This is a genomic window from Cloacibacterium caeni (assembly GCF_907163125.1).
GTDB classification, from domain to species: Bacteria; Bacteroidota; Bacteroidia; order Flavobacteriales; family Weeksellaceae; genus Cloacibacterium; species Cloacibacterium caeni_B.
The window spans coordinates 2,224,991-2,247,750 of the sequence record NZ_OU015319.1 but is presented as its reverse complement, the minus strand read 5'-3'; the positions used below and the strand labels follow the sequence as shown (position 1 = coordinate 2,247,750).

Sequence of the window (22,760 nt, the reverse complement as noted above, 5' to 3'; positions counted from 1 at the left end):
AATGAAAGAATTTGAAGATTTAAATAAAAAAAACAGCTTCGTTTCCGAAACTGTTTTCACTCAAAATAAATCGTTGGTAAGATTTATCGAATTCTGTCTACAGATTTTACGAGTTTCTCATCTTTCTTGATATAGATGTTTGCCATAAACAAACCAAACAAAGAAATCAGAGGGAATGCTAACTCAATACCTTTCTCAGGAAAATCTATTCCTCCAGATAAATTTAGTAGCCAATACATCAATAAACCAGTCAACAAAGCGTTTATGAAAATGTTGATATTATTCAACAGAATCTGTCTCATTCTCTTTTTGTAACTGAAAATAGATAGTAAAGTCAATAAAAATGATACTAAACTTAGGGTAGCAATGACATAAACACTGCCAAAAAGCGCTACATCTAACCCTGTAAAATGCAGTGCAACTTGCGCCAATACTACAATCAGTAAAAATATAGTTTGTATTCTCTGTATCATTTCAGTGCAAAAATAATTTATTTTTTTGTATTTGTCAAAAAAAGTGTAGATTTGCAAGTAACAAGTTCAGCAAAAAAGAAGAATCGCCTGATTCAACTTTCTTACTTACAATTACTTATATTATTACAACTTTTTCACATATTTTATGTTTAATATTGAAACGTTAAGGTCTAAGTCCTTATCGGAACTGACCAAAATCTCAAAAGATTTAGGCGTTAAAATTCCTAGAAATAGTACTGAAGAAACCATCGTCTTTGCTATTTTAGATTTCCAAGCTTCTAATCCGAAAGTAACAAAGGAATATTTTAACGCTACCGAAAATACTATGGAAGAAAAACAAGAATCTCCAAAACCTAAAGCGAAAGCTCCTGCAAAAAAGAAAGTAGCGACTAAAACCGTAGAAAAACCTGCAGAACTCTTCGAAGAAACTACTCCTGAAGCGAAACCTGAAGAAGTAACAGAACCGAAAGTAGAAGCAGCAGAAAAACCTGCGGAAGCAAATACTTCTTCTAAAAAGCAAAGAAAAAGAATTGCTCCTAAAACAGAAGAAAAAGCTACAGAAACAGAAGCTGCTGCAGAAACTACAGAAACTACAGTAGTTGCAAAAGCCGAAGATACAGAGCCAGAAATTCCACAGGCTGCTTCTCATCAAAATCAGCAGAAGCAACAGAATCAGCAAAAGCAAAAACAGCACCTACAGAATCAGCAAAATCAACAAAAAAATAAAAACCGTAATCAAAACGGCAATGGTGCTCAAAATAACCAAAATCAAAATCAATCTCACGGAAACCAAGAAAACGCCGAAGAAAATCCACCTAAAAAAGATTTTAACTTTGACAATATTGTAACAGTAGAAGGTGTTTTAGAAATTTTACCAGACAACTACGGTTTCCTTCGTTCAGCAGACTTTTCTTACATTTCATCACCAGATGATGTATTTGTTTCTACACAACAAATCAGAAATTATGGACTTAAAACGGGTGACTCTGTAAAAGGAATTGTAAGATTACCTAAAGAAGGCGAAAAATATTTTTCTCTACAGAGAGCTTTAGAAGTAAATGGTAGAGATTTAGACTTTATAAAAGATAGAGTAGCATTTGAATACCTAACGCCACTTTTCCCGCAAGAAAAATTTAATTTAGCAGGTAAAAATGCTACGATCTCTACCAGAATTGTAGACCTTTTTGCTCCGATTGGTAAAGGACAACGTGCCATGATTGTTGCCCAACCAAAAACGGGTAAAACCATGCTATTGAAAGAAATTGCGAATTCTATTTCGGCGAACCATCCAGAAGCATATATGATGATTCTTTTGATTGACGAAAGACCAGAAGAAGTTACAGATATGGAACGCAGTGTAAATGCAGAAGTAATAGCTTCTACATTTGATGAATCTGCAGAAAAACACGTGAAAGTAGCGAATTTGGTTTTGGCAAAAGCACAAAGAATGGTAGAATGTGGTCATGATGTGGTGATTTTATTAGATTCTATCACCAGATTGGCAAGAGCTTACAACACCGTAACACCAGCTTCAGGGAAAGTGCTTTCTGGTGGTGTAGATGCAAATGCTATGCACAAACCAAAGAGATTTTTCGGGGCTGCTAGAAAAATAGAAAACGGCGGTTCACTTACCATTATTGCAACTGCACTTATTGATACAGGTTCTAAAATGGACGAAGTAATTTTCGAAGAATTTAAAGGAACGGGTAACATGGAACTTCAATTGGATAGAAAAATTTCTAACAAGCGTATTTTCCCAGCAGTAGATTTAGTGGCTTCTTCTACCAGAAGAGACGACTTATTGCATGATGACGTTACGCAACAAAGAATGTGGATTCTTAGAAAATATTTAGCAGATATGAATCCTCTAGAAGCAATGGAATTTGTACAAAAACAAATGCAAACCACTAGAAATAACGAAGAGTTCTTAATGTCTATGAATAGATAAAAGACTTTCAATATAAGATTTAGTTAAAAAGTAAGAACACGCATTTTGCGTGTTCTTTTTTTGTGAGGAAGGTAATATTTGGTTTCATCTATGTTAAGTATAAAATTTTTAAAAAAAATTATAAATGAAAGTATGATGAGAATTTTTATCTTTGGAGAAATTTAAAAACATAAACATTATGTCATTCGAATTACCAAAATTAAATTACGCTTATGATGCTCTTGAACCAGTAATTGATGCAAGAACTATGGAAATTCACCATACAAAACATCATCAAGCTTACGTAGATAACCTAAACAATGCTATAAAAGGTACAGAGCACGAAGGAAAATCAATAGAAGAAATTTGTAAAACAGCTTCTGATGTTCCTGCTATTAGAAATAATGGTGGAGGTCATTTTAATCACACGCTTTTCTGGGAAATTCTTACTCCAGGAGGAAGCAAAGAGCCTGTAGGAAATGTAAAAACAGCTATCGAAGCTTATGGTGGTTTTGAAAAATTCAAAGAAGATTTTTCTACGGCTGCTAAAACGAGATTCGGTTCTGGTTGGGCTTGGTTATGTAAAAAAGAAGATGGTAGCTTAGAAGTTTGTTCTTCGGCTAATCAAGATAATACTTTAATGCCAGGAGTGGGTTGCGGAAATCCTGCAATTCTAGGTTTAGACGTTTGGGAACATGCTTATTACTTGCATTACCAAAACAGAAGACCAGATTATGTTTCAGCATTTTTTGAAGTAATCAACTGGGATAAAGTAGAAGAAAATTATAATAAATTATAATCACTTTTAATTTCAATAAAAAGGTTCAGAGTAATTCTGAACCTTTTTTTGTTTTCTACATTTTAGAAATTATCTTACTTCTGTCATGCTTAAACCTTGTAGCTTTAGACCGTATTTCCATTGTACATACGCAAAAACCTGGTAAAGTTTATACTCGAATTTTAAGCCGTATTTTTCATTTGGGGCATAGTCAATAGAAGATTCTATGATGTTTCTATATCTTCCAGAATAGTAATAACTGTTCCATTCGTTTACAAGGAAAGTGTTTCTAGATTTCAAATATTCTTCGGAGTAAAAGCTCATTGGTTTTGCAATGGCGTTTAAGAAATAATCATATTGAGTATCAATTACGTCTAAATCCCATTCTCCATCATCATTTTTCTCTGGCTTCATTGCGGTTTGGTTATTGGCATCTTTAGCAATATTTTGTGGGCTACTACAGCTGATAATTAAGCATATTGTAGCAATAATTAGAAATAATTTTTTCATGATGAGGTGGTTTTATTTTAAAGTAAAGTTAATCATAAAAAACAAAAACCGCTCCAAAAGAATTGAAGCGGTCTAATATTTAATTTATTTACAGCTTATTGAGCTGGTGTAAATTCTTTTTGTAAAACTACTAAAGAAGGGAAGTGGTCACTATATCCTCCTGTGAAAGTATCTCCAGCCCAAGAACGGTAAGGATAACCTTTGTATTGTCCATCTGGAGTAATCAAATAAGAAGGAGCGTATACTTCAGCTTTGTAAACACTGTAATTTTTTTGAAGTGTATCAGATAAAGCATTTTTAGATACAATAATTTGGTCAAATAAGTTCGGAGCGTCTCTGTAACCTAATGATGCTACACCGCTTTTGAACATTTTATACATTAAATTATAGTAAGGTCTTTCTTCTGATAATTCTTTTTTATCACCTACAGCTCCTAAATGTTTAGTTAAGCTCACGTTTACAGGGTCGTCATTAAAGTCGCCCATTGCAAAAAGAAGTCTGTCTGGTTCTTCGGCTCTAATTTTATCCATTTCTGCTTTTAAAACTGCAGCAGCAGCATTTCTTCTCGGTGCAGATGCAGCTTCGCCGCCACTTCTACTTGGCCAGTGGTTCATGAAAACGGCTACTTTTTCTCCGTCTAATAAACCTTTTACTACCAGAACATCTCTGGTGTAACTTCTTCTGCCTTCGTCATTATAATTTACCACTTCTTTTTTATAAGAATCTGTTACGGTAAATCTTTTCTTTTGGTAAATTACAGCTACGTCTATTCCTCTCGCGTCATAAGAATTGTAATGTACAATTCCCCATTCTACTTTATTAAGCTCAGGTTGTTTGATTAAATCTTGAATAACCTGTCTGTTTTCTACCTCGATTAAACCTACGATTGCTGGTAAAGTTTTGGTGTATTGATATCCTAGTTCTGATATTACTTTTGCTTCGTTGGTAAGTTTAGTTTGGTAAACTTTAGAATTATAGTTTTTAGCACTTTTTGGAGTAAAATCATCTGCTAAGTTCTGGTATCTGATTACTTTTTTTCCGATAAGTAATTCGTCACTCCATTGTCCTTTATATTCTTCTGTTACAGGTAAAAATTTAAGAGAATCAATAGGTACGCTTCTATGGAAAGCAGGATTATTAATTGGTAAGGTTCCATCAATGTAATCAGCAGATGGAATGGTGTCCCAAAGGTTTTCTACATTTAGGAAAGCAATAGTAGCTCTTTTAACCTGAACTTGTGGTTTTTGAGCAAATCCTATAAAGAAAATCGCTATTGCAATAAGGCTAAAATATTTTCTCATTTTATAAAATTAAAAAGTGGGTTACAAATTTAAATCATTTAGTTCGAATAACGCATATAATTATTTGCAAATATATATCCAAAAAAATGCCAGATTAGCATGATATTAAACATTATTAAAAAAAATATGACAATTATTAGGTTTGATTTTTGTGAAAAAAAGATTAAAAAAAGTTAAAGTAAAGGAAATTTCACATAAATTTGTAGGTTCAATAGTTCACTATTGTAAAGAAGGAAAAAAATAAAATAAGTTATGATTAAGAAATTATCAATTATCTCAATATTTGGGATACTTTCTTTCTCAGCACTACAAGCGCAAACTACAGTTTATGCCTATCTAAAAGATGCACAAGGCAAACCAGTAGAGAATGCTGAAGTTGATTTGAGAGATTCAGACAATGATGTTACGGCTGATAAAATTGGCTACTTCCAATTGGTGGATATGAAACCGGGACATTATTCCATTACAATTTCGAAGCCGGGCTTTGAACACAAAATTATTGAATTTGATGTTTATGCAAATGAGAAGAAAAAAGATTTAGGTTCTATTTCTCTTGCTCCTTCGCTAGATATGGCAGATTTAGGAGTTATTACCATTGATGATTCTGATACTCAAGATTCAGACAATGGTAGCACTCAACCTACAGTAGGTTTGTTAAGCTCAGGTAGAGATGCTTTTGCTAATGTAGCAGCATTTGAACTTGGAGCATATTGGTTTAGACCAAGAGGTGTAGATAACCGTTTTGAAGATATTTTATTCAACGGTGTTTCTATGTCTAAAAATGATGATGGTAAAGTAGATTTTAGTAACTGGGGTGGTCTTAATGATATGACAAGGTATCCTCAAGAAAATGTAGAAAATCTTACTCCTTCAGAATTCACGTTTGGTAACTTAGGTGGTGTAACATATTACAATACTAGAGCTTCTTCTTATAGAAAAGGAACTTCATTAGCATATTCTTTTACTAATAGAAGTTATTTCCACAGAGCGATGGCTACTTATAACAGTGGACTTAATAAAAAAGGATGGGCTTATTCTTTCTCTGCAAGTAGAAGATGGGCAGAAGAAGGAGTGATAGAAGGAACTTATCAAGATGCATACGCTTATTTCTTATCAGTAGAAAAAAGATTAGGAGAAAGACATACTCTTAACTTTACAGCATTTGGTTCACCAACTTACAGAGGTTCTAACAGTCCAAATACACAAGAAGTATATGATTTAGCTGGTAAAAACTACAACTCTTATTGGGGATGGCAAGATGGAGAGAAAAGAAATTCTAGAATTAGAAACGTTTTCGAACCAGTTTTCCAAATGGCGCACTATTGGAAAATCGGAAAATCATCTAATTTAAATTCTACTTTCTCTTATCAACAAGGCGAAGATGCTAGAAGTAGATTAGATTGGTTCCACGGTGCGGATCCAAATCCAACTTATTATAGAAAACTGCCAAGCTACATTTTTGCTCCAACTACTTATGATACTAGTGATGGAGGGTATAATATTACAGCAGCAGAATTTAATGCATATTTACCACTTTATGCTAGAGGAATCTATGATTGGAGACAAAATAAAGCAGGACAACAAATTGACTGGGACTTTTTATATGAAGCAAACAGAAACAACCTTGAAAGAGGAGCTGTTTACACCATGGTAGAAGATGTAAATAGAGATAAAACCATTAATTTTGTTTCTCACTTTGACACCAGATTAAAAGACAATTGGAAATTAAATGTTAACTTTAACTACCAAAATCTAAGATCAGATAACTTTAGAAGAATTAAAGATTTGTTAGGTGCAGCTTATGCTAATAATCTAGATGCATTCGGTGGTGACAAGCCGTTTAATGTAGATGGAGCTAGCACTAGGGTCTACGAAGGCGATAGAACACAATATTCTTATCTTCTTAATAGAGATGTAGCAGCATTAAATATTTCTACAGAATTAGATTTAAAAAGATGGAATGTGGTATTATCTGGTTTCTCTTCATATTCAGAGTCATTTAGAGAAGGGTATTTTAGAAATCATTTTTATCTAAATAATTCTAAAGGAAAAAGTGATGTTTACGATTCTCAAGACTATGGGGTAAAAGGTAAACTTACTTATAAAATTAATGGTAGAAATTTCTTAGTGGCAAACGGAGCTTATTTCACATTAGCACCTACATTGAACGAGATTTTCATTAATCCAAGAGTAAACGATTTTGTAACTCCAAACTTGCAAAACCAAGAAATCACTTCTTCTGATTTCAGTTACATTACAAGAGGTCAAGTTCTTAAATTAAGATTAACGGGTTACTATACCTCAATCAAAAATTCTACAGAAATTTCTAGATATTTTGCAGAAGGTATTCAGTTAGGTACAGATGCAACTGCACAAGATGCTTTCGTGGCTGAGATTTTATCAGGAATTGATAAAAAATATATGGGAGCAGAATTTGCTGCAGATGTAAAAATTACCCCTACTTTAACATCAGTTTTAGTAGTAAGCTACGGTGATTATACTATTAGCAATAATCCTACTGCGTATGTTTCAATTGATTCAGATTTATATCCTAATGGTTATGACGAAATTGGAACAGCAAAACTTAAAGGTTATAAAGTTGCAGGAACTCCACAAAAAGCGGCTTCATTAAGCTTCAGATATAACTCACCTAAATATTGGTGGTTTGGTATGTCTGCAAACTATTTAATGGACCAATATTTAGATTTCTCTGCATTAAACAGAACTCCAAACTTCTACACAGATCCTAATACTGGTGATAATTACATTCATCCAGTTACAGGACAAGTGGTAACTCAGAGTGATGTAGACGCATTAAACAAACAAAAGAAATTTGATGACCAATTCATGCTAAACGCAAATGTTGGTAAATCATTCTTATTAGGCAAATATAGAATGGGATTAAGTTTAAGTGTAAACAATATCCTAAACAATAGAGATTATGTAACAGGTGGTTTTGAACAAGGTAGAAAATCTAACTTCACAGGATCATATGTAGATAATGTAATTTCACCAGTTTCATTATTTGGTCCGAAATTATGGTATGACAGAGGAACTACTTTCTTTGCTAATGTTTATTTAAGATTTTAATTTCATTAATATTAAAACATGAAAAAATATTTTTCAATTATAAGAATTTTCATTTTGTCACTTACGGTTTTTTTAACCAGTTGTGTACAAGATGATGTTTATTCGACACCAGATTTACAAGGAAAGTGTCAAGATTTAACACCTACTAAAACGATTGCAGAAGTAAAAACAGCTTTTGCAAATAACACAGCAACTATTACGGATGATATCATTATAGAAGGGTATGTCTCTTCTTCTGATGAGTCTGGGAATGTTTATAAAACGATTTATTTACAAGACGCGCCAGAAAACCCTACTCAAGGTTTAGTAGTAAGTGTAGATGCTGTAAGTACTTATACTTCTTTCCCACAAGGTTCTAAAGTATACATCAAACTAAAAGGCTTAGCTTTTGGTAGATATGGTAACGTTTTACAAGTTGGCTATAATAATATTGATCCCATTACCAATACTCCTACTTTTGGTAGAATTCCAGAAAAATTAGTAGCAAATCATTTGGTAAGATCTTGTGCTTCTAAAGTGAAGATAGTTCCTAAAGTAATAACTTTAGCAAGTTTAACGAATACTTCTACTGTTGATCCTCTAATTGGTGCTTTAGTACAAATAAATAATGCAGAATTTCCAATCAATTTACTTTGTAATATTTATGCACCAAATGGAACTACCGTAAATAGACAAATTGTAGACCCGACAATGACTACTCCAATAAATTCTAGAGTAGTAAGAAACAGTGGTTATGCTTCTTTTGCTGCAGACCAATTACCTTCTGGAAATGGTACTTTTATAGGTATTTTAAGTAAATTTAATTCTGATTATCAATTTTTTATTAATAGAGTTTCAGATCTTAACATGAAAGGGGCAAGATTAGACGGTACTACTCCTTCTTGTTCTTATAATACTGAAGGGAAAAAATTAATTTCTGTTTCAGAATTAAAATTATTATATACTTCTGGTAATTATACTCAAGTTACCGACAATGTATACCTAAAAGCCCAAGTAACTGCAAATGATAAAACGGGTAACTTATTTAAATACATTTATGTAGAAGACAAGACAGGTGGTATTAGAGTAAACATAGATATGACTTCTCTTTATGCTGACCCTAGATTTTTTGTAGGTAAACATTTATTAATAAACCTTAAGAATCTTTATGTAGGACCAGTTAATGGCGAAGTACAATTAGGGGAGTTATTTACAAATTCTAGTAATCAGACTTTAGTTGGTAGGGTTGCGCCTAGTAATGTATATAAATATTTCTTCCCAACTACAGACTTCACAGAAGTTGTAGCTACAGAAAAAACAATCGCGGGTCTTACTGATGCAGATGTAGGTAGATGGATCAAAATTAAAAACCTTCAATTCATTAATGATGATTTAGGGGAATCTTATGCTGGTGGTTCTAATACTTCTAGAACATTAGAAGATTGTTCAGGAGCTAAAATTTCTCTTACTACAAGTAGCTTTGCAAATTTTGCAAGCAGACAAATTGATAGTGGAAAAGGAGATCTCTATGGTGTTTTAACTAAGGCTAATGGTAAGTACGAAGTTTGGATTACCAATCCACTTGGAGCAGACTTTGATGGTAATAGATGTGATGGTTCTCCAGTACCAGTTTTTGAAAATATTTTTAATGAAGATTTTTCTGGAGCATTAACCAATAACTGGACTGCTGTAAGCGTTCTTGGAGCTGCTGTTTGGAATATCCAACAGTTTGGTAATCCAAAACCATGTGTTGTAATGAGCGGAAACGGCAATGAAGACTGGTTAATTTCTAAACCAATTACGCTTGCAGGATATAAAAATTACTACTTAAGTTTTGAAACTGATGGTAGAGCTAGTGTTCAATCAGATCAGTTAGAAGTTTATGTAACAGATAACTATACAGGTAGTTTAGATCCTAAAAATTGGACTAAACTTAACCCAACTTTAGACTCAGATATGAGTAAGTTTGCACCATTTGTAAACTCAGGTAAATTAGATATTTCTAATTTTGCAGGTAAAAATGTAGTAGTAGCATTTAAATATACTTCTACGGATACAGCTTCTGCAACTTGGGAGCTTGATAATGTAAAAGTAAGAGGTAGAAAATAAATCTAACTTCGCATATATGTTCATAAAACAGCTTCAGAAATGAAGCTGTTTTTTTGGTAAATATTGATGATGAAATCTCAAATAATTTGTTCTATTCTCTTAAAAAGTAGCTTATTTTTAGCCTAAAGATTTTGCTCCAAAAGCCAATAACTACATATAGAATATATCGTACAATTATGGTCGTAAAAAAAGCCTTACAAAATCTGTAAGGCTTACTCTTATCTTTAAAAATTGTTGTTAGAAAGAAACTTCGTTTACTTCTTTACCTCGCATAAAGGTCATGTTTTTTTGAGAACCTTTATAAGCAATGTTTACCAAGTTGAGTTGTTTAGGATAAGCTTCTAATAAAAGATTATTTTTAATTTTTAAACTAGAAATATCAGAAACGCCATTCGCTTCGAAATATACCCAAACACTTTCTCCATTCACTTGACTTCCTGTAAACGTAAGCGCTTTGTTTTGTCCGTTTACATACACGTCAAAATGGTCATTTACATATCTTTTCACTTCCGCTTCAAAAGCAGTAGTATTAGGATTAATTTTTAAAACTTCTGCTATGTGTCCAGAGTTTAATTTTGTAGTGAATTTTAGCGTTTTACTGCCTTCTACATAATCTACCTTGGTCATAGAAGAATAAAAATCTGAGAGTGTAAAACTCATCAGCATTGTGATTAAACCTATTGCGATTATTCCTATAAATTTTTTCATTTTTTTCTTATTTAATACTTTTTTCAAAGTTGTATTTTTTTCAAATGTATATAAAAAATGTCAAATCTTATGCCAAATTCTAGAAATTTACACTTACAGAGTATTTATCGTAGAAAGCTTTAATGTGAGCCACGGCTTCATCTGCTGTATCTACCACTCGGAAAAGACTTAAATCTTCTTCTTTAATCAAATGATTTTTCAGCAAAGTTCCGGTAAACCAATCCAGAAGTCCGCTCCAAAATTCTGTTCCCACCAAAACAATTGGGAATCTACCGATTTTATGCGTCTGAATTAATGTTAATGCTTCCGAAAGTTCATCCAGCGTTCCGAAACCTCCAGGTAAAACGATGAAGCCTTGAGAATACTTCACAAACATCACTTTTCTTACGAAAAAGTAATCAAAATTAATCGAGTAAGGCTTATCTATAAAAGCATTAAAATTCTGTTCAAATGGCAATTCTATGTTTAATCCAATGGATTTTCCGTTGCCTTCTCTCGCTCCTTTGTTTCCTGCTTCCATAATTCCAGGACCACCTCCTGTAATAACACCGAAACCGATTTCCGTAATTTTTCTGGCAATATCTACCGCCATTTGATAATAAGGGTCTTCTGGTTTTAACCTTGCAGAACCGAAAATAGAAACACAAGGTCCTATTTTGGCTAGTTTTTCGTAGCCATCTACAAATTCAGACATCACTTTGAAAACCATCCAAGAATCTTTGGTTACGGTTTCGTCCCAAGTTTTTTGTCTTAAACTTTCTTGTAATCTTTTATCTTCTGATGCGTTATCGTCTAGCATTTTTTTTAAAATTTAGTTTTATTTTACCATAAATTTCTTAATAATTTTCAAAATTTATTTGAAAACTTAATGGTTCATTTATTTAAAATATTTTTCCGCTTCTATCACAGATTCTGGTCTTCCTACATCTATTAATCTGGCTTCGTGCTGAAATCCTAAGATGTTATTTTCAAACATTAAATCCAAATATTCTTCCATGATAGAAAATTTTCCTCTTCTTTTTATTTTGTCAAAGATAGAAGAATTAATACAATGTATTCCGCTGAAAGCCAATTCTTTAAAATTATTATTGAATTCTGCCATTTTGGTTTCTCCAGAATTCTTGTTCATCCAACCTTTTAAAACCATTTCTGAGTTAAAGAAAAGTTTTCGGGAAGAATTTCTGTCTGAAACCGCTAAAGTAGCTAATGGAAGATGCGTTTCGTGGAATTTTACCAATTCATGAATGTTCAAATCAGTAAGAATATCAGCATTCATAATCAAGAAGTTTTCTTCATTTTCCAGATACTTTTGAGCAAAAAGCAAGCCTCCTCCTGTTTCTAGAAGTTCATCTTTTTCATCAGAAATATCAATTTTGGCTCCAAAATGATTGTTTTTTTCTAAAAATTCTACAATTTGTTCCCCGAAATGATGCACATTAATCACAAATTCTGTAACTCCAAAACTTTGCAGATATTTTATATTTCTTTCCAGCAACGGAACATCATTCACCAAAGCCAAAGCTTTGGGATGACTCTCTGTAAAAGGTTTCAACCGAGTTCCTTTTCCTGCTGCGAAAATGAGCGCTTTCTTAATCATGTAGAATGAATATTGCAGATTTTACGATGTTAATTAAGTTGAGGCTGTTCGTTATGTGTTACACTAACATTTACCAATTCTGGATATTTTCCCTGCAAAAATTCGCCTAGTTTAATGGCGCAATACACACTTCTGTGTTGACCACCAGTACAACCAAAAGCAATTTGCAAATGGTCAAAACCACGAGCGATATAATCATTGATGGTAATGCTTACTAAATTTTTGATGAGGTCTATAAATTGAGGCATTTCAGTTTTGGTTTCTAGAAATTCTTGAACGCCTTTATCATTGCCAGTTTGAGGTTTGTATTCTTCTATTCTTCCCGGATTGAGAATTCCTCTACAATCGAATACAAAACCGCCACCATTTCCACTGTTGTCTACTGGTATTCCACCTTTTTTATAAGAAAAACTGTAAATGTCTATGTTTAGTTTATTCATTTTTTTAAAATTAAGATTTTTATTTTTACCATTAAGTATTTATTAAGGTATTAAGAAAATTAAGTTTTTTTGATAAATCAAAAAATATTTTTAAGTAATTGCAACTCCATTATTTTCACTTAATGTTCTTAATTTCTTAATTAATTTTGAAATTTTAAAATCTTAATGGTTAATTTGTTTAGTTTCTATTTTAAGCTTATTCATTTTTTAAAATTAAGATTTTTATTTTTTACCATTAAGTATTTATTAAGGTATTAAGAAAATTAAGTTTTTTTGATAAATCAAAAAATATTTTTAAGTAATTGCAACTCCATTATTTTCACTTAATGTTCTTAATTTCTTAATTAATTTTGAAATTTTAAAATCTTAATGGTTAATTTGTTTAGTTTCTATTTTAAGCTTATTCATTTTTTAAAATTAAGATTTTTATTTTTTACCATTAAGTATTTATTAAGGTATTAAGAAAATTAAGTTTTTTTGATAAATCAAAAAATATTTTTAAGTAATTGCAACTCTATTATTTTCACTCAATGTTCTTAATTTCTTAATTAATTTTGAAATTTCAAAATCTTAATGGTTAATTTGTTTAGTTTCTATTTTAAGCTTATTCATTTTTTAAAATTAAGATTTTTATTTTTTACCATTAAGTATTTATTAAGGTGTTAAGAAAATTAAGTTTTTTTGATAAATCAAAAATCAATCAGGAAGCATGTTAAAATATTCATTAACAAAAGGCTTCATGGATTTTGTGATGTTTTTGGAGAAAAAATTTATCAATAATCCTTGTGGTTTTTTTAGAACTTTCATGTATGTTAGAAGTTGAGCTTCATGAATTGGTAATGTTTCTTCAATTGCTTTTAATTCAACAACAACAGTGTCATTTACTAACAAATCAACAACTAATTTAGTTTCCATAATTTTATTATCATAAATAATAGGAAAAGTTAACTGTTGTTTCACGTCATAGCCATTTTTTTCTAACTCATATTTTAAACAATCCTCATATATACTTTCTAATAAACCAGCGCCAAGTTCTTTATGAACTTTTATGGCAAGTCCTATTATTTCATATGATAATTGAGTTACTTTCTTTTTTGTCATTTTAAAAACTTTAGTTTTTAAACTTAATATTCTTAATTAATTTTGAAATTTCAAAATCTTAATGTGATTAGTTTCTATTTCAAGTTTAATCATTTTTTAAAATTAAATTTTTATATTTTAACCATTAAGGATTTTTAAGGTATTAAGGAAATTAAGTTTTTTTGATAAATCAAAAAATATTTTTAAGTAATTGCAACTCCATTATTTTTACTTAATGTTCTTAATTTCTTAATTAATTTTGAAATTTCAAAATCTTAATGGTTTAGATCAATTAATTTTTGAATTTTATTTTTAGTTTCTGTTGTGTTCAGTTGTAGAATTAAGTTTTTTAGCTCAGGATATTCATTCATTTCAAGTTCCGTTTTGGTAAATTCTACTAAATTTTGAATTCCTTGTTCTAAACTTGCGATAAAATGAGGCTTTCTCTGAATGAGTCCTCTAAAACCGTAGGCTCCTAAAACCTGAATAAAACGAATCATTTTACAATATTTCAAAGATTTTTCTAATTCATTTCTTTGTTCTAAAGGATGAAAAGAGAAGTAATATTCCAGCATTTCATTTTTGAAATTTTCAGAAAAATTGGCTTTAGCTTGGAAGAGAAAAGAAACCACATCGTATAGAGCAGGTCCTTCCATTGCCGCTTGATAATCGATGAAAAAAACTTCGTCTTTATCATTGACCAAAATATTTCTTGCCTGAAAATCTCTTATCATTAATGATTTTGGAGCTAAATTTTCTATTTTTTCTACAATTTTTTTGAATTCTTTCAGTAAAGTAGATTTGTGATAAGTCAACTCTAGAATGTCTATCAAATAATTTTTGAAGTAGTACAAATCATGTGTAATTGGTAGTTCGTCATACTTTTCGTACTCGAAAGTTTTAGAAAAATCTATTTTGTTTTGGGTCTTTTCTTGAAGTTCAAATAAATGTTTTAATGTTTGTTTGACCAAAGATTTTACTCTTTCAGATTCACCTTCTAGTGTGATGATTTCAGAAAGTGTTTTTTCGCCTAAAAATTCCTGAATGTAAAGTTTTCTTTCTTCGTTGATTTTAAAAATCTGAGGTGTATTCAACTTTAAATCTGAAAAAACCTGTGTGAAATAGAAAAACGCTTCGTTTTCTAGAAGATTTTCGTTGTAAGTAATCACGTAAGTTTCATTCGAGGATTTTCCAATGAAATTCATTCGCGCAGAACCACTTTGAGGCAATGCCAAAAATGCGGTTGCCTTTTCGCCTAAAAATTCTTCGAAAAAAAGTTGAGCTATTTCTTGATTTTTCATTACCAAGCAAATATAATAATTTGAAAAGGGATTTTTTGTGTATTTTTGTTATAATATGAAAGATTTCAAAGAAATATTGTGGGTTTTGCTTAGATTTTTGGGGATTTGGCTATTGCTATTTCTCCTGTATCAATGGTATCTGAACCAATTTTCTGGAAATATTGACGGCTTTACTAAAATTATTTCTGATCAAAGTGCCTTCTTGCTCAATTTTACAGGTTATGAAACCGTTACTAAAGATTTTCCAAGTCATGAAACCGTTCAGTTTTATATCAATGGAAAAGTGGCGACCAGAATGGTAGAAGGTTGTAATGCGGTTTCGGTGATGATCATGTTTTTGGCGTTTGTTTTTGCTTTTTATAAAGGCGTAAAAACGTTTTATTTCGCTTTTGCAGGAATTGTTTTGCTCTATATTTTAAATCTTTTTAGAATTTATGTGCTGAATGTGATTGTGGTAGATTTTCCTGCATTAACTAAACCTGCGCACGATTATTTTTTTCCTGCGATTATTTATGGTGGAGTAGTGGTTCTGTGGTTAATTTGGATTAATAAATTTGTCATTACCCATGAGAAAAATTCTTAATTGGCTGTTTGTTTTCGTAGGGATTTTAGGATTAATTTCTGTACGTTTTTTAGAAGATAAAATTTTCTACGACCCATTTTTAGCATTTTTCAAAGGAGATTACAAAGTGGCAACAATTCCAGATTTTGACTCGGTGAAATTAATGATAAGTCATTTGTTAAGATTTTTTTTGAATTTATTTTTCTCGGCAGTTGTAGTTCATTTTATGTTTTTAAATAAAAAATGGACTTTGCAAGCTGTTGCTTTAATGACGATAGCGTTTTTATTTTTCTTCCCGATTTATCTTTGGTGTTTGTATTCAAAAATGGAAGTAGGTTATCTTTTTACCTTTTCGGTGAGGAGATTCGTGATTCAACCGGTAATTTTACTGTTGATTATTCCAATTTTCTACTACAGAAAAAAACTTGGAAAAAATTAAGGATTGTTTTCCAGGCAATGTTTCGAAACTTGAGAAACGCTTTCTGGAGTCCATTCTATTTTCTTTTTAAAAGTATGAATTCTGTGCGCACATTCTAGTTGACAAATTTCGCAAGAATGTGGTTTGCAATCATCCATATGGAAGTTAAACTCTACGTGTCTTTCTGTTTCTGATGCTAAAGTTTTGATGATGTTTTCCATTTCTTGGTGAGATTCTCTAAGCGTATCATACCAAGGAAGCGTAATGTGAGCGTCGATATGTAAACCGCTTCCGTATTGTTGGATTTTCATGTTATGAATGTCAATCCATTCTTTTTTTCGGTTTATGGAGAGAACTTCTACTACAGCTTTCAATAAATCTGGGTCTGCTTCATCCATAATTCCACTGAGTGATTTTCTTACAATTTTGTACCCTACAAAGATGATGTAAGAACCAAAAACCAAAGCTACGGCTGCATCTATCCAATAAATTTTAGTAAAATACACTAGAACTAAACTGATGACTACGCCCAAAGTTGTCCAAGTGTCGGATTGAAGATGTTTTCCTGAAGAAATAAGAACCACAGAATTATCTCTTTCTCCTTTTTTGATGGAGAAGTATCCCATCAAATAATTGATAATGGCAGTTGCTAAAACAATAAGAATTCCATAATCTAATTTTTTTAAAGTATTGCCATGAAGCAAACTGTCCACAGCTTCTACAATAATCATAATCCCTGCAAAAATAATCAGCGAACCTTCTACTCCAGAAGTTACAAACTCTACTTTTCCGTGACCATAAGGATGGTTTTCGTCTTTCGGTTGAGCCGCTAAATACAAGGAATATAATCCCATGAAAGCCGAAATAATATTCACAATACTTTCCATTGCATCTGAAAAAACAGCATCAGAATTGGTAAGATGCCATGCAATCAGTTTTCCTATGAATAAAATGACACCTATTATGGCTACATTTCTCTGGAAAGTAAATTTTTGTTTGTTTTTATTGATGGTAGCGACTTCCATGTATTTAATTTTAAAAGTTTGAAGGTTCTAACAAAAAATCCCGCTTTTCGCGGGATGTTATTTTATGCTAATTGGTTTGCAATGAGATATTCTGCGATTTGTACCGCGTTCGTTGCGGCGCCTTTTCTCAGATTGTCTGCTACAATCCAGCAGTTCAGAGTGTTTGGCTGAGAAAGGTCTCTTCTGATTCTTCCTACGAAAACTTCGTCTTTTCCTTCAGAGTAGAAACACATAGGATAAACTTTATTTTCTACATCATCTTGAAGAACAACTCCTGGAGTATTGGCTAGAATATTTTTAACTTCTTCTAAGTCAAAATCATTTTCAAATTCTATGTTTACGCTTTCTGAGTGACCTCCTTGTACAGGAATTCTCACCGCAGTTGCTGTAATTTTAATAGAATCATCACCCATGATTTTTTTAGGTTCCTTGATGAGTTTAAGCTCTTCTTTGGTGTAATCATCTGCATCAAAAACGTCACACTGTGGTAAAGCATTTTTGAAAATTTGGTAAGGATAAACAGCGTTTACTTCTACAGAACCAGGATTTACAGCATTTGCAATTTCTGCGTTCAGTTGGTCTACAGCAGCTTTTCCTGTTCCTGAAACCGATTGGTAAGTAGAAACGATTACTCTTTTTACTTTGTATTTTAAATGAAGAGGATTAAGAACCATCACCATTTGAATGGTAGAGCAATTAGGGTTTGCGATGATTTTATCTTCTTTGGTTAAAACGTGAGCGTTAATTTCTGGAACTACTAATTTTTTTGTAGGGTCCATTCTCCAAGCCGAAGAATTGTCTATCACGGTGCAACCTACTTCAGCAAATTTAGGAGCGTATTCTAGTGAAGTAGAACCTCCTGCAGAGAAAATAGCAATTTCAGGTTTCATAGAAATCGCAGTTTCCATAGAAACGATGTCATACTGTTTACTCTTGAAAGTGATTTTCTTTCCTACAGATTTTTCTGACGCTACAGGAATTAATTCTGTAATAGGAAGATTTCTTTCTTCCAAAACTTTCAACATAACTTGGCCTACCATTCCGGTTGCGCCTACTACTGCGATTTTCATAATTGAAATTGTTTTAAATTTTTTAAAAAGTTAAAGGTGTAAAATATTGCTTAAATCTAATATTTAATAAAATTCGTTATAAATAATCCTTTTGAAAATTGTTTAATGGAAAATTTATCTAAATTTTTTACAAAGATAGTAAAAATTATCTTTTACGATAAAATGATTTAAATCAATTTTACACCTTTCCTTTTTTATGCTCCGAAAACTTTAGCCCAAGGGAAAGCGTAGCCAAATAATAGCAATGCCAGAACTCCCATGAAAACTACTTTTAGTGCTAAGGTTTCGTTCTTTTTTAAATATTTGTTGATAATGGTCAATAAAATAGCTGCCACGAGCATAGAAAAAGGATGCTCTACGAAAGTTACTCTATTGTAAGAATCGCTCATTAATGTTCCGCTATCTAATGCTGCTTTTAATCCTGGAGAAAAAACAAGCATAGCAATCCCGATTAAGAATTGTAGGTGAAACAAAATCATGGTAAAAAGAGTAGATTTTTTTAATAGCTTGCTGATTTTACCAGAATAACCAAACATAGCCAACAATAATGCTACGATGAAAACTAGTGCTGCTACTAAAATTAAATAACCGAAACCTTTGTGAGCTTCTCTAATAATGTTAAATGTATCCATATTTTTTATTTGTTACAAATATAAAAAATCCCGGCAAATATAGCCGGGATTCGTGATTTATAAAATCTAAAATTGTTTTTAGAAGTTGAATGAGAATGTTGCAGCCCAAGTTCTACCAAATCCAAAGAAAACTTGGTTTTGTTGAGAAACACCGTTCCATTCTCCTGCTTGTACATAGCTTGTGTAAGAAGGAGCAGAAGAACCATAAGCTGCGTAATCAGCTGCAGAAAGGTTGCTCTGGTAGTTAGTGTTAGATTCTGCAATGTAAACTTTATCAAAAACGTTATAAACGTTTGCTCTTAGAGTAAAGTATTGCTTAGCATTAAGGTTTACCTTGTAAGATGCACCTAAATCAAAAAGACCAAAACTAGGAAGTTTAAGAGCGCCTAGGTTTCCAGCAGCTTGACTTTGGAAGTTGATAGGGTTTACGTTAGCGTATAGATTGTTAACATATCTGTATGTTCCATCTAATTTGAAGTTTTTAGCTGGTTCAAGAACGAAACCTGCAGCATAAGTATTCTGAGCAGATCCTCCTACTTTTACTTTGTCTAAGTAAAGTGTGGTTCCAGCAAAGCTAGTTCCAGCGATTTCTTCGTTTGTTTCGGTGAAGTAAGTACCAGTTGCATTTCCTTCATAATACCAATCTCCTACAGAAACCATACCTGTGAAAGATAAATATTGGTTTACTTTTACGCTACCATCTACTTCTACACCTCTGTGAATTTCAGTAATTCCTGCGATGTTAGCATATGCATTAGTAAATGTTACACCAGCATTGTTTGGATCTGGAATATTTAAATTACCTCTTCTTAAGAATCTATCTTTCCAAGAAGTTCTATAAACGTTCACGTTAAGGTTTACAGCAGATGAACGGAAACCGTATCCTAATTCAGCACCAAAAATCTTTTCATTGGTAAGATTTGGGTTTAAGAAGTTTTTATTGTTAGGATAAACAGCGTTTAAGAAAGGTTGCTTAGAATAGTAACCGATGTTTCCAAAAACGTTATGGTGATCATTAATATTATAGTTGATTCCCCCTTTAATATTGTAACCAACTAAATTTTTGAATCCAGTTTTAGTATTAAGTGCTGGGTTTTTAGCAGTAGGTTGGTTAGTTGGAGATGCTAATGTTCCGTTTAATAAAGAAACACCATCTACGATAAAGTGGTCAATTCTTTGGAAACCTTGGTTAGAAACTGCACCTTGTACAAATGCTGATAAATTATCATTAGAATATTCTAACTGACCGAAACCACCATACCAAAGTACTTCTCCATCATTCCAGTAAGAAATCATATCTGCTTCTGGATCAATTTTTCCTCCAAAAGGATTCCAAGTAGGAGTAGCATCATGAGAATTTACGATAATTCTTTGACCAGTTGGGTTACTTGTAGAAATAGCATTTTTGTTAGTAGTATCTCTGAAACCAGTAGCACCTAAGAAGTCACTTACTACTTGGTAGTGGTAACCATAGTAATATCTACCATCAATACCTGCAGTAAGTTTTAAGTTGTCATTAATTTTTTGGTTAAAACTAGAGATGATGCCAAACCAGTTGTGAGAGTTGATAGAAGATCTTCTTACTAACACACCAGCTGTAGGTGTAGAAGCTGCATTTGCTGCATAAATCGCGTCAAAGTTAGCCGTTCCATCAGGAAGTCTCCAAGCTGCGTTTGAGAAGTTTTTACCTCCTACTGAACCAGTATCTCCAGTACCGCCACCTCTACCAAAAGAAGCGTAAACTACTGTATTAAGTTTAGAAGCAGAAGAAATGTTCCAGTCCCAGTTTAAAGACATTACTGGTTTGTGGTAATAGTTTCTTCTCATAGAGTATTCCTCTCCATTTAGAAGTCCCCAATCTGCATTATATTTTCTGTTTGGATCACCACCATTTACACCACCATATTTAATATAGTTAGCGATAGTAATGAAAGATGATCTTTGGTTGTGCCATTGTGGAGCACCAGTAATGGTAAATTGGAAATCATGTTTACCGTTTTGGTAACCTAATGCCCAATAATAATTATATCCTTCGAATTCTGTACCATTAGCATACATGTTACCAGCAGTTCTACTTAATAGGAAAGAAGTAGACCATCCTGTAGACATTTTACCGCTATTGTAAGCAAATAGAGTTTTTAAGTAATCGTCATTAGCAACACCTAAAGAAACAATTCCTCCTTGTTTTTTGTCAGCAGCTCTAGTTACTACGTTAATAGTACCACCGACAGAAGCAATAGCTAATTTAGATGAACCTAGACCTCTCTGTACTTGCATAGCAGAAGTTACATCTGATAGACCAGCCCAGTTAGACCAATATACAGCTCCGTTTTCCATGTCGTTTACAGGAACCCCATTGATCATTACCGCTACGTTTTCTTGAGCAAAACCTCTAATGTTAATTTTAGAGTCTCCAAAACCTCCACCAGATTTAGTTGCATACACAGAAGGAGTAGTGTTTAGGACTTCTGGGAATTCTTGGTTACCCAATTTCTCTACAATTTGTGCTTCTTTAATAGTAGAAACAGCAACTGGAGTTTTTCTGTCCTTTGCGATATCTGCCACCCCAGTAAGAACAACTTGTTCGATGTCTTTAGAGTTGATAGAATCTTTAGTTTTTTGCGCAAATGCTACACTAGCTGCACTTAATACAATAACCACAGAAAGTCTTGACTTTCCTAAATAGTTGATTTTCATAAAGTTATATTATTTCAAACATTTTTTTATCGAGATGCAAAATACATTATTTTTCTTTAACTAAAATTAACATAGTGTTAAAATTTTATGAAATCCATAATTTTTTATCCACAATGAAACTTTTGATTTTCAATTTGATACAAAAAAACACGCTATTAGCGTGTTTTTATTATTTTTAATTTTTTATGGCTTTTAAACTTAAATCTATATTTTCTGCGGAATGGGTAAGTGCTCCTGCCGAAATATAAGTGACACCTGTTCTGGCGATTTCGTTTAGTTGGTCTCTAGAAATTCCTCCAGAAGCTTCGGTCTCACACTTTCCTGCAATTATTTTTACCGCTTCTGTCATGGTTTTTACATCCATATTATCTAGCATAATTCTATCAATTCCTTTTCCTGCAAGTTTTGCAGCTTCTTCTACTTCGGCTAGATTTCGGGTTTCTACTTCTACCTTTAGTTTTAATTTATTTTTTTTGAGGTAGTCTTGCGTCATTTTCACTGCATTGGTAATGCTTCCGTTGTAATCTATATGATTGTCTTTCAGCATGATCATGTCATACAATCCATATCTGTGATTGGTTCCACCACCTATTGCAACTGCCCATTTTTCGCAAATTCTGAAATTTGGAGTAGTTTTTCTCGTATCAAGCAATTTGGTTTTGGTTCCTAAAAGTCTAGAGTCCCATTCATGAGTTAAAGTAGCAATTCCGCTCATTCTTTGCATACAATTCAGCACTAATCTTTCGGTAGAAAGGATAGAACGCGCACTTCCAGTAACGATGAAAGCAATGTCGCCAACTTTAGCATTTTCTCCATCTTTAATAAAAACCTCTACTTTTAAATCTTTGTCAAAAGTTTTAAAAATAATTTCTGCTAATTCTACACCAGCCAAAATACAGTCTTCTTTTACCAAAAGTTTAGCACTTTGTACCAATTCTTTAGGAATAGTTGAAAGAGTAGAGTGGTCACCGCTTTGAATATCTTCTTCTAAAGCAGATTTTATAAATTGTTTTAAGGCTTTATCGGTTACGTAATGTGGACGTTTCATAGATGTAAATTTCAA

20 protein-coding genes are annotated in these 22,760 nt (G+C 32.3%); 6 read left to right on the top strand and 14 right to left on the bottom strand.

The annotated features are described in order from the left end of the window. Positions 1–83: 83 nt before the first annotated feature. A complete protein-coding gene (locus KKQ79_RS10435; RefSeq protein WP_213190086.1) occupies positions 84–473 on the bottom strand; it encodes a DUF4293 domain-containing protein in 390 nt (129 codons plus the stop codon). Positions 474–618: 145 nt separating this feature from the next. Here KKQ79_RS10435 and rho point away from each other — a divergent pair, with 145 nt between their 5' ends. After that, on the top strand, positions 619–2,421 hold the full coding sequence (gene rho, locus KKQ79_RS10430; RefSeq protein WP_213190085.1) for a transcription termination factor Rho: 1,803 nt from the start codon (positions 619–621) through the stop codon (positions 2,419–2,421). Between the two features lie 178 nt (positions 2,422–2,599). Next, a complete protein-coding gene (locus KKQ79_RS10425; RefSeq protein WP_213190084.1) occupies positions 2,600–3,199 on the top strand; it encodes a superoxide dismutase in 600 nt (199 codons plus the stop codon). A 69-nt stretch (positions 3,200–3,268) separates the two neighbouring features. On the opposite strand, the gene KKQ79_RS10420 is transcribed toward KKQ79_RS10425, so the two are convergent. Next, complete coding sequence (locus KKQ79_RS10420; RefSeq protein WP_213190083.1) at positions 3,269–3,688, bottom strand: DUF6146 family protein; 420 nt, start codon at positions 3,686–3,688, stop codon at positions 3,269–3,271. A gap of 95 nt (positions 3,689–3,783) precedes the next feature. Then, positions 3,784–4,989 carry an endonuclease/exonuclease/phosphatase family protein gene (locus KKQ79_RS10415; protein WP_213190082.1) on the bottom strand — a complete coding sequence of 402 codons (1,206 nt, stop codon included), beginning with the start codon at positions 4,987–4,989 and terminating at the stop codon, positions 3,784–3,786. Between the two features lie 252 nt (positions 4,990–5,241). Here KKQ79_RS10415 and KKQ79_RS10410 point away from each other — a divergent pair, with 252 nt between their 5' ends. Together KKQ79_RS10410 and KKQ79_RS10405 are read left to right on the top strand one after the other, a co-directional pair. Further along, positions 5,242–8,079, top strand: coding sequence for a carboxypeptidase-like regulatory domain-containing protein (locus KKQ79_RS10410; protein WP_213190081.1), 2,838 nt, complete (start codon positions 5,242–5,244; stop codon positions 8,077–8,079). 18 nt (positions 8,080–8,097) lie between these two features. Next, on the top strand, positions 8,098–10,167 hold the full coding sequence (locus KKQ79_RS10405) for a DUF5689 domain-containing protein (RefSeq protein ID WP_213190080.1): 2,070 nt from the start codon (positions 8,098–8,100) through the stop codon (positions 10,165–10,167). Positions 10,168–10,404: 237 nt separating this feature from the next. On the opposite strand, the gene KKQ79_RS10400 is transcribed toward KKQ79_RS10405, so the two are convergent. From KKQ79_RS10400 to KKQ79_RS10375, 6 genes are all read right to left on the bottom strand, one after another. After that, complete coding sequence (locus KKQ79_RS10400; protein ID WP_069800189.1) at positions 10,405–10,875, bottom strand: DUF6702 family protein; 471 nt, start codon at positions 10,873–10,875, stop codon at positions 10,405–10,407. Positions 10,876–10,954: 79 nt separating this feature from the next. Next, on the bottom strand, positions 10,955–11,674 hold the full coding sequence (locus tag KKQ79_RS10395; protein WP_213190079.1) for an LOG family protein: 720 nt from the start codon (positions 11,672–11,674) through the stop codon (positions 10,955–10,957). Between the two features lie 78 nt (positions 11,675–11,752). Then, positions 11,753–12,472 carry a nucleotidyltransferase family protein gene (locus tag KKQ79_RS10390; RefSeq protein WP_213190078.1) on the bottom strand — a complete coding sequence of 240 codons (720 nt, stop codon included), beginning with the start codon at positions 12,470–12,472 and terminating at the stop codon, positions 11,753–11,755. Between the two features lie 29 nt (positions 12,473–12,501). Then, a complete protein-coding gene (locus KKQ79_RS10385) occupies positions 12,502–12,912 on the bottom strand; it encodes a RapZ C-terminal domain-containing protein (RefSeq protein ID WP_213190077.1) in 411 nt (136 codons plus the stop codon). 696 nt (positions 12,913–13,608) lie between these two features. Beyond that, on the bottom strand, positions 13,609–14,013 hold the full coding sequence (locus KKQ79_RS10380; protein ID WP_213190076.1) for a GxxExxY protein: 405 nt from the start codon (positions 14,011–14,013) through the stop codon (positions 13,609–13,611). 254 nt (positions 14,014–14,267) lie between these two features. Next, positions 14,268–15,293: an aminoglycoside phosphotransferase family protein gene (locus KKQ79_RS10375; protein ID WP_213190075.1), complete on the bottom strand. Its 1,026-nt coding sequence runs from the start codon at positions 15,291–15,293 to the stop codon at positions 14,268–14,270. A 55-nt stretch (positions 15,294–15,348) separates the two neighbouring features. On the opposite strand from KKQ79_RS10375, the gene xrtF reads away from it, so the two are divergent. Both xrtF and KKQ79_RS10365 read left to right on the top strand, forming a co-directional pair. Continuing rightward, a complete protein-coding gene (gene xrtF / locus KKQ79_RS10370; RefSeq protein WP_213190074.1) occupies positions 15,349–15,876 on the top strand; it encodes an exosortase family protein XrtF in 528 nt (175 codons plus the stop codon). Beyond that, a complete protein-coding gene (locus KKQ79_RS10365; RefSeq protein WP_213190073.1) occupies positions 15,860–16,294 on the top strand; it encodes an exosortase F system-associated membrane protein in 435 nt (144 codons plus the stop codon). Before xrtF ends, KKQ79_RS10365 begins: the two co-directional genes overlap by 17 nt. Here KKQ79_RS10365 and KKQ79_RS10360 read toward each other — a convergent pair. The 5 genes from KKQ79_RS10360 to nadC form a co-directional block, all read right to left on the bottom strand. Continuing rightward, positions 16,291–17,298 (bottom strand): cation diffusion facilitator family transporter, encoded by a 1,008-nt coding sequence (locus KKQ79_RS10360; protein WP_213190072.1) that lies wholly within the window; start codon positions 17,296–17,298, stop codon positions 16,291–16,293. The genes KKQ79_RS10365 and KKQ79_RS10360 overlap by 4 nt on opposite strands. Before the next feature lie 62 nt (positions 17,299–17,360). After that, positions 17,361–18,368 carry an aspartate-semialdehyde dehydrogenase gene (locus KKQ79_RS10355; RefSeq protein ID WP_104793170.1) on the bottom strand — a complete coding sequence of 336 codons (1,008 nt, stop codon included), beginning with the start codon at positions 18,366–18,368 and terminating at the stop codon, positions 17,361–17,363. 194 nt (positions 18,369–18,562) lie between these two features. Continuing rightward, complete coding sequence (locus KKQ79_RS10350; protein ID WP_213190071.1) at positions 18,563–19,000, bottom strand: hypothetical protein; 438 nt, start codon at positions 18,998–19,000, stop codon at positions 18,563–18,565. Positions 19,001–19,078: 78 nt separating this feature from the next. After that, positions 19,079–21,697 carry a TonB-dependent receptor gene (locus KKQ79_RS10345; RefSeq protein WP_213190070.1) on the bottom strand — a complete coding sequence of 873 codons (2,619 nt, stop codon included), beginning with the start codon at positions 21,695–21,697 and terminating at the stop codon, positions 19,079–19,081. Positions 21,698–21,872: 175 nt separating this feature from the next. Next, positions 21,873–22,745: a carboxylating nicotinate-nucleotide diphosphorylase gene (gene nadC, locus KKQ79_RS10340; RefSeq protein ID WP_069800087.1), complete on the bottom strand. Its 873-nt coding sequence runs from the start codon at positions 22,743–22,745 to the stop codon at positions 21,873–21,875. Positions 22,746–22,760 lie beyond the last annotated feature (15 nt).

Coding starts and splice junctions, on each gene's coding strand:
- KKQ79_RS10345 (WP_213190070.1), bottom strand. CDS start 21,697: ATGAAAATCAACTATTTAGGAAAGTCAAGACTTTCTGTGGTTATTGTA.
- xrtF (WP_213190074.1), top strand. CDS start 15,349: ATGAAAGATTTCAAAGAAATATTGTGGGTTTTGCTTAGATTTTTGGGG.
- KKQ79_RS10365 (WP_213190073.1), top strand. CDS start 15,860: ATGAGAAAAATTCTTAATTGGCTGTTTGTTTTCGTAGGGATTTTAGGA.
- KKQ79_RS10385 (WP_213190077.1), bottom strand. CDS start 12,912: ATGAATAAACTAAACATAGACATTTACAGTTTTTCTTATAAAAAAGGT.
- KKQ79_RS10405 (WP_213190080.1), top strand. CDS start 8,098: ATGAAAAAATATTTTTCAATTATAAGAATTTTCATTTTGTCACTTACG.
- rho (WP_213190085.1), top strand. CDS start 619: ATGTTTAATATTGAAACGTTAAGGTCTAAGTCCTTATCGGAACTGACC.
- KKQ79_RS10425 (WP_213190084.1), top strand. CDS start 2,600: ATGTCATTCGAATTACCAAAATTAAATTACGCTTATGATGCTCTTGAA.
- KKQ79_RS10435 (WP_213190086.1), bottom strand. CDS start 473: ATGATACAGAGAATACAAACTATATTTTTACTGATTGTAGTATTGGCG.
- KKQ79_RS10380 (WP_213190076.1), bottom strand. CDS start 14,013: ATGACAAAAAAGAAAGTAACTCAATTATCATATGAAATAATAGGACTT.
- KKQ79_RS10390 (WP_213190078.1), bottom strand. CDS start 12,472: ATGATTAAGAAAGCGCTCATTTTCGCAGCAGGAAAAGGAACTCGGTTG.
- KKQ79_RS10400 (WP_069800189.1), bottom strand. CDS start 10,875: ATGAAAAAATTTATAGGAATAATCGCAATAGGTTTAATCACAATGCTG.
- KKQ79_RS10375 (WP_213190075.1), bottom strand. CDS start 15,293: ATGAAAAATCAAGAAATAGCTCAACTTTTTTTCGAAGAATTTTTAGGC.
- KKQ79_RS10395 (WP_213190079.1), bottom strand. CDS start 11,674: ATGCTAGACGATAACGCATCAGAAGATAAAAGATTACAAGAAAGTTTA.
- nadC (WP_069800087.1), bottom strand. CDS start 22,745: ATGAAACGTCCACATTACGTAACCGATAAAGCCTTAAAACAATTTATA.
- KKQ79_RS10415 (WP_213190082.1), bottom strand. CDS start 4,989: ATGAGAAAATATTTTAGCCTTATTGCAATAGCGATTTTCTTTATAGGA.
- KKQ79_RS10355 (WP_104793170.1), bottom strand. CDS start 18,368: ATGAAAATCGCAGTAGTAGGCGCAACCGGAATGGTAGGCCAAGTTATG.
- KKQ79_RS10420 (WP_213190083.1), bottom strand. CDS start 3,688: ATGAAAAAATTATTTCTAATTATTGCTACAATATGCTTAATTATCAGC.
- KKQ79_RS10350 (WP_213190071.1), bottom strand. CDS start 19,000: ATGGATACATTTAACATTATTAGAGAAGCTCACAAAGGTTTCGGTTAT.
- KKQ79_RS10410 (WP_213190081.1), top strand. CDS start 5,242: ATGATTAAGAAATTATCAATTATCTCAATATTTGGGATACTTTCTTTC.
- KKQ79_RS10360 (WP_213190072.1), bottom strand. CDS start 17,298: ATGGAAGTCGCTACCATCAATAAAAACAAACAAAAATTTACTTTCCAG.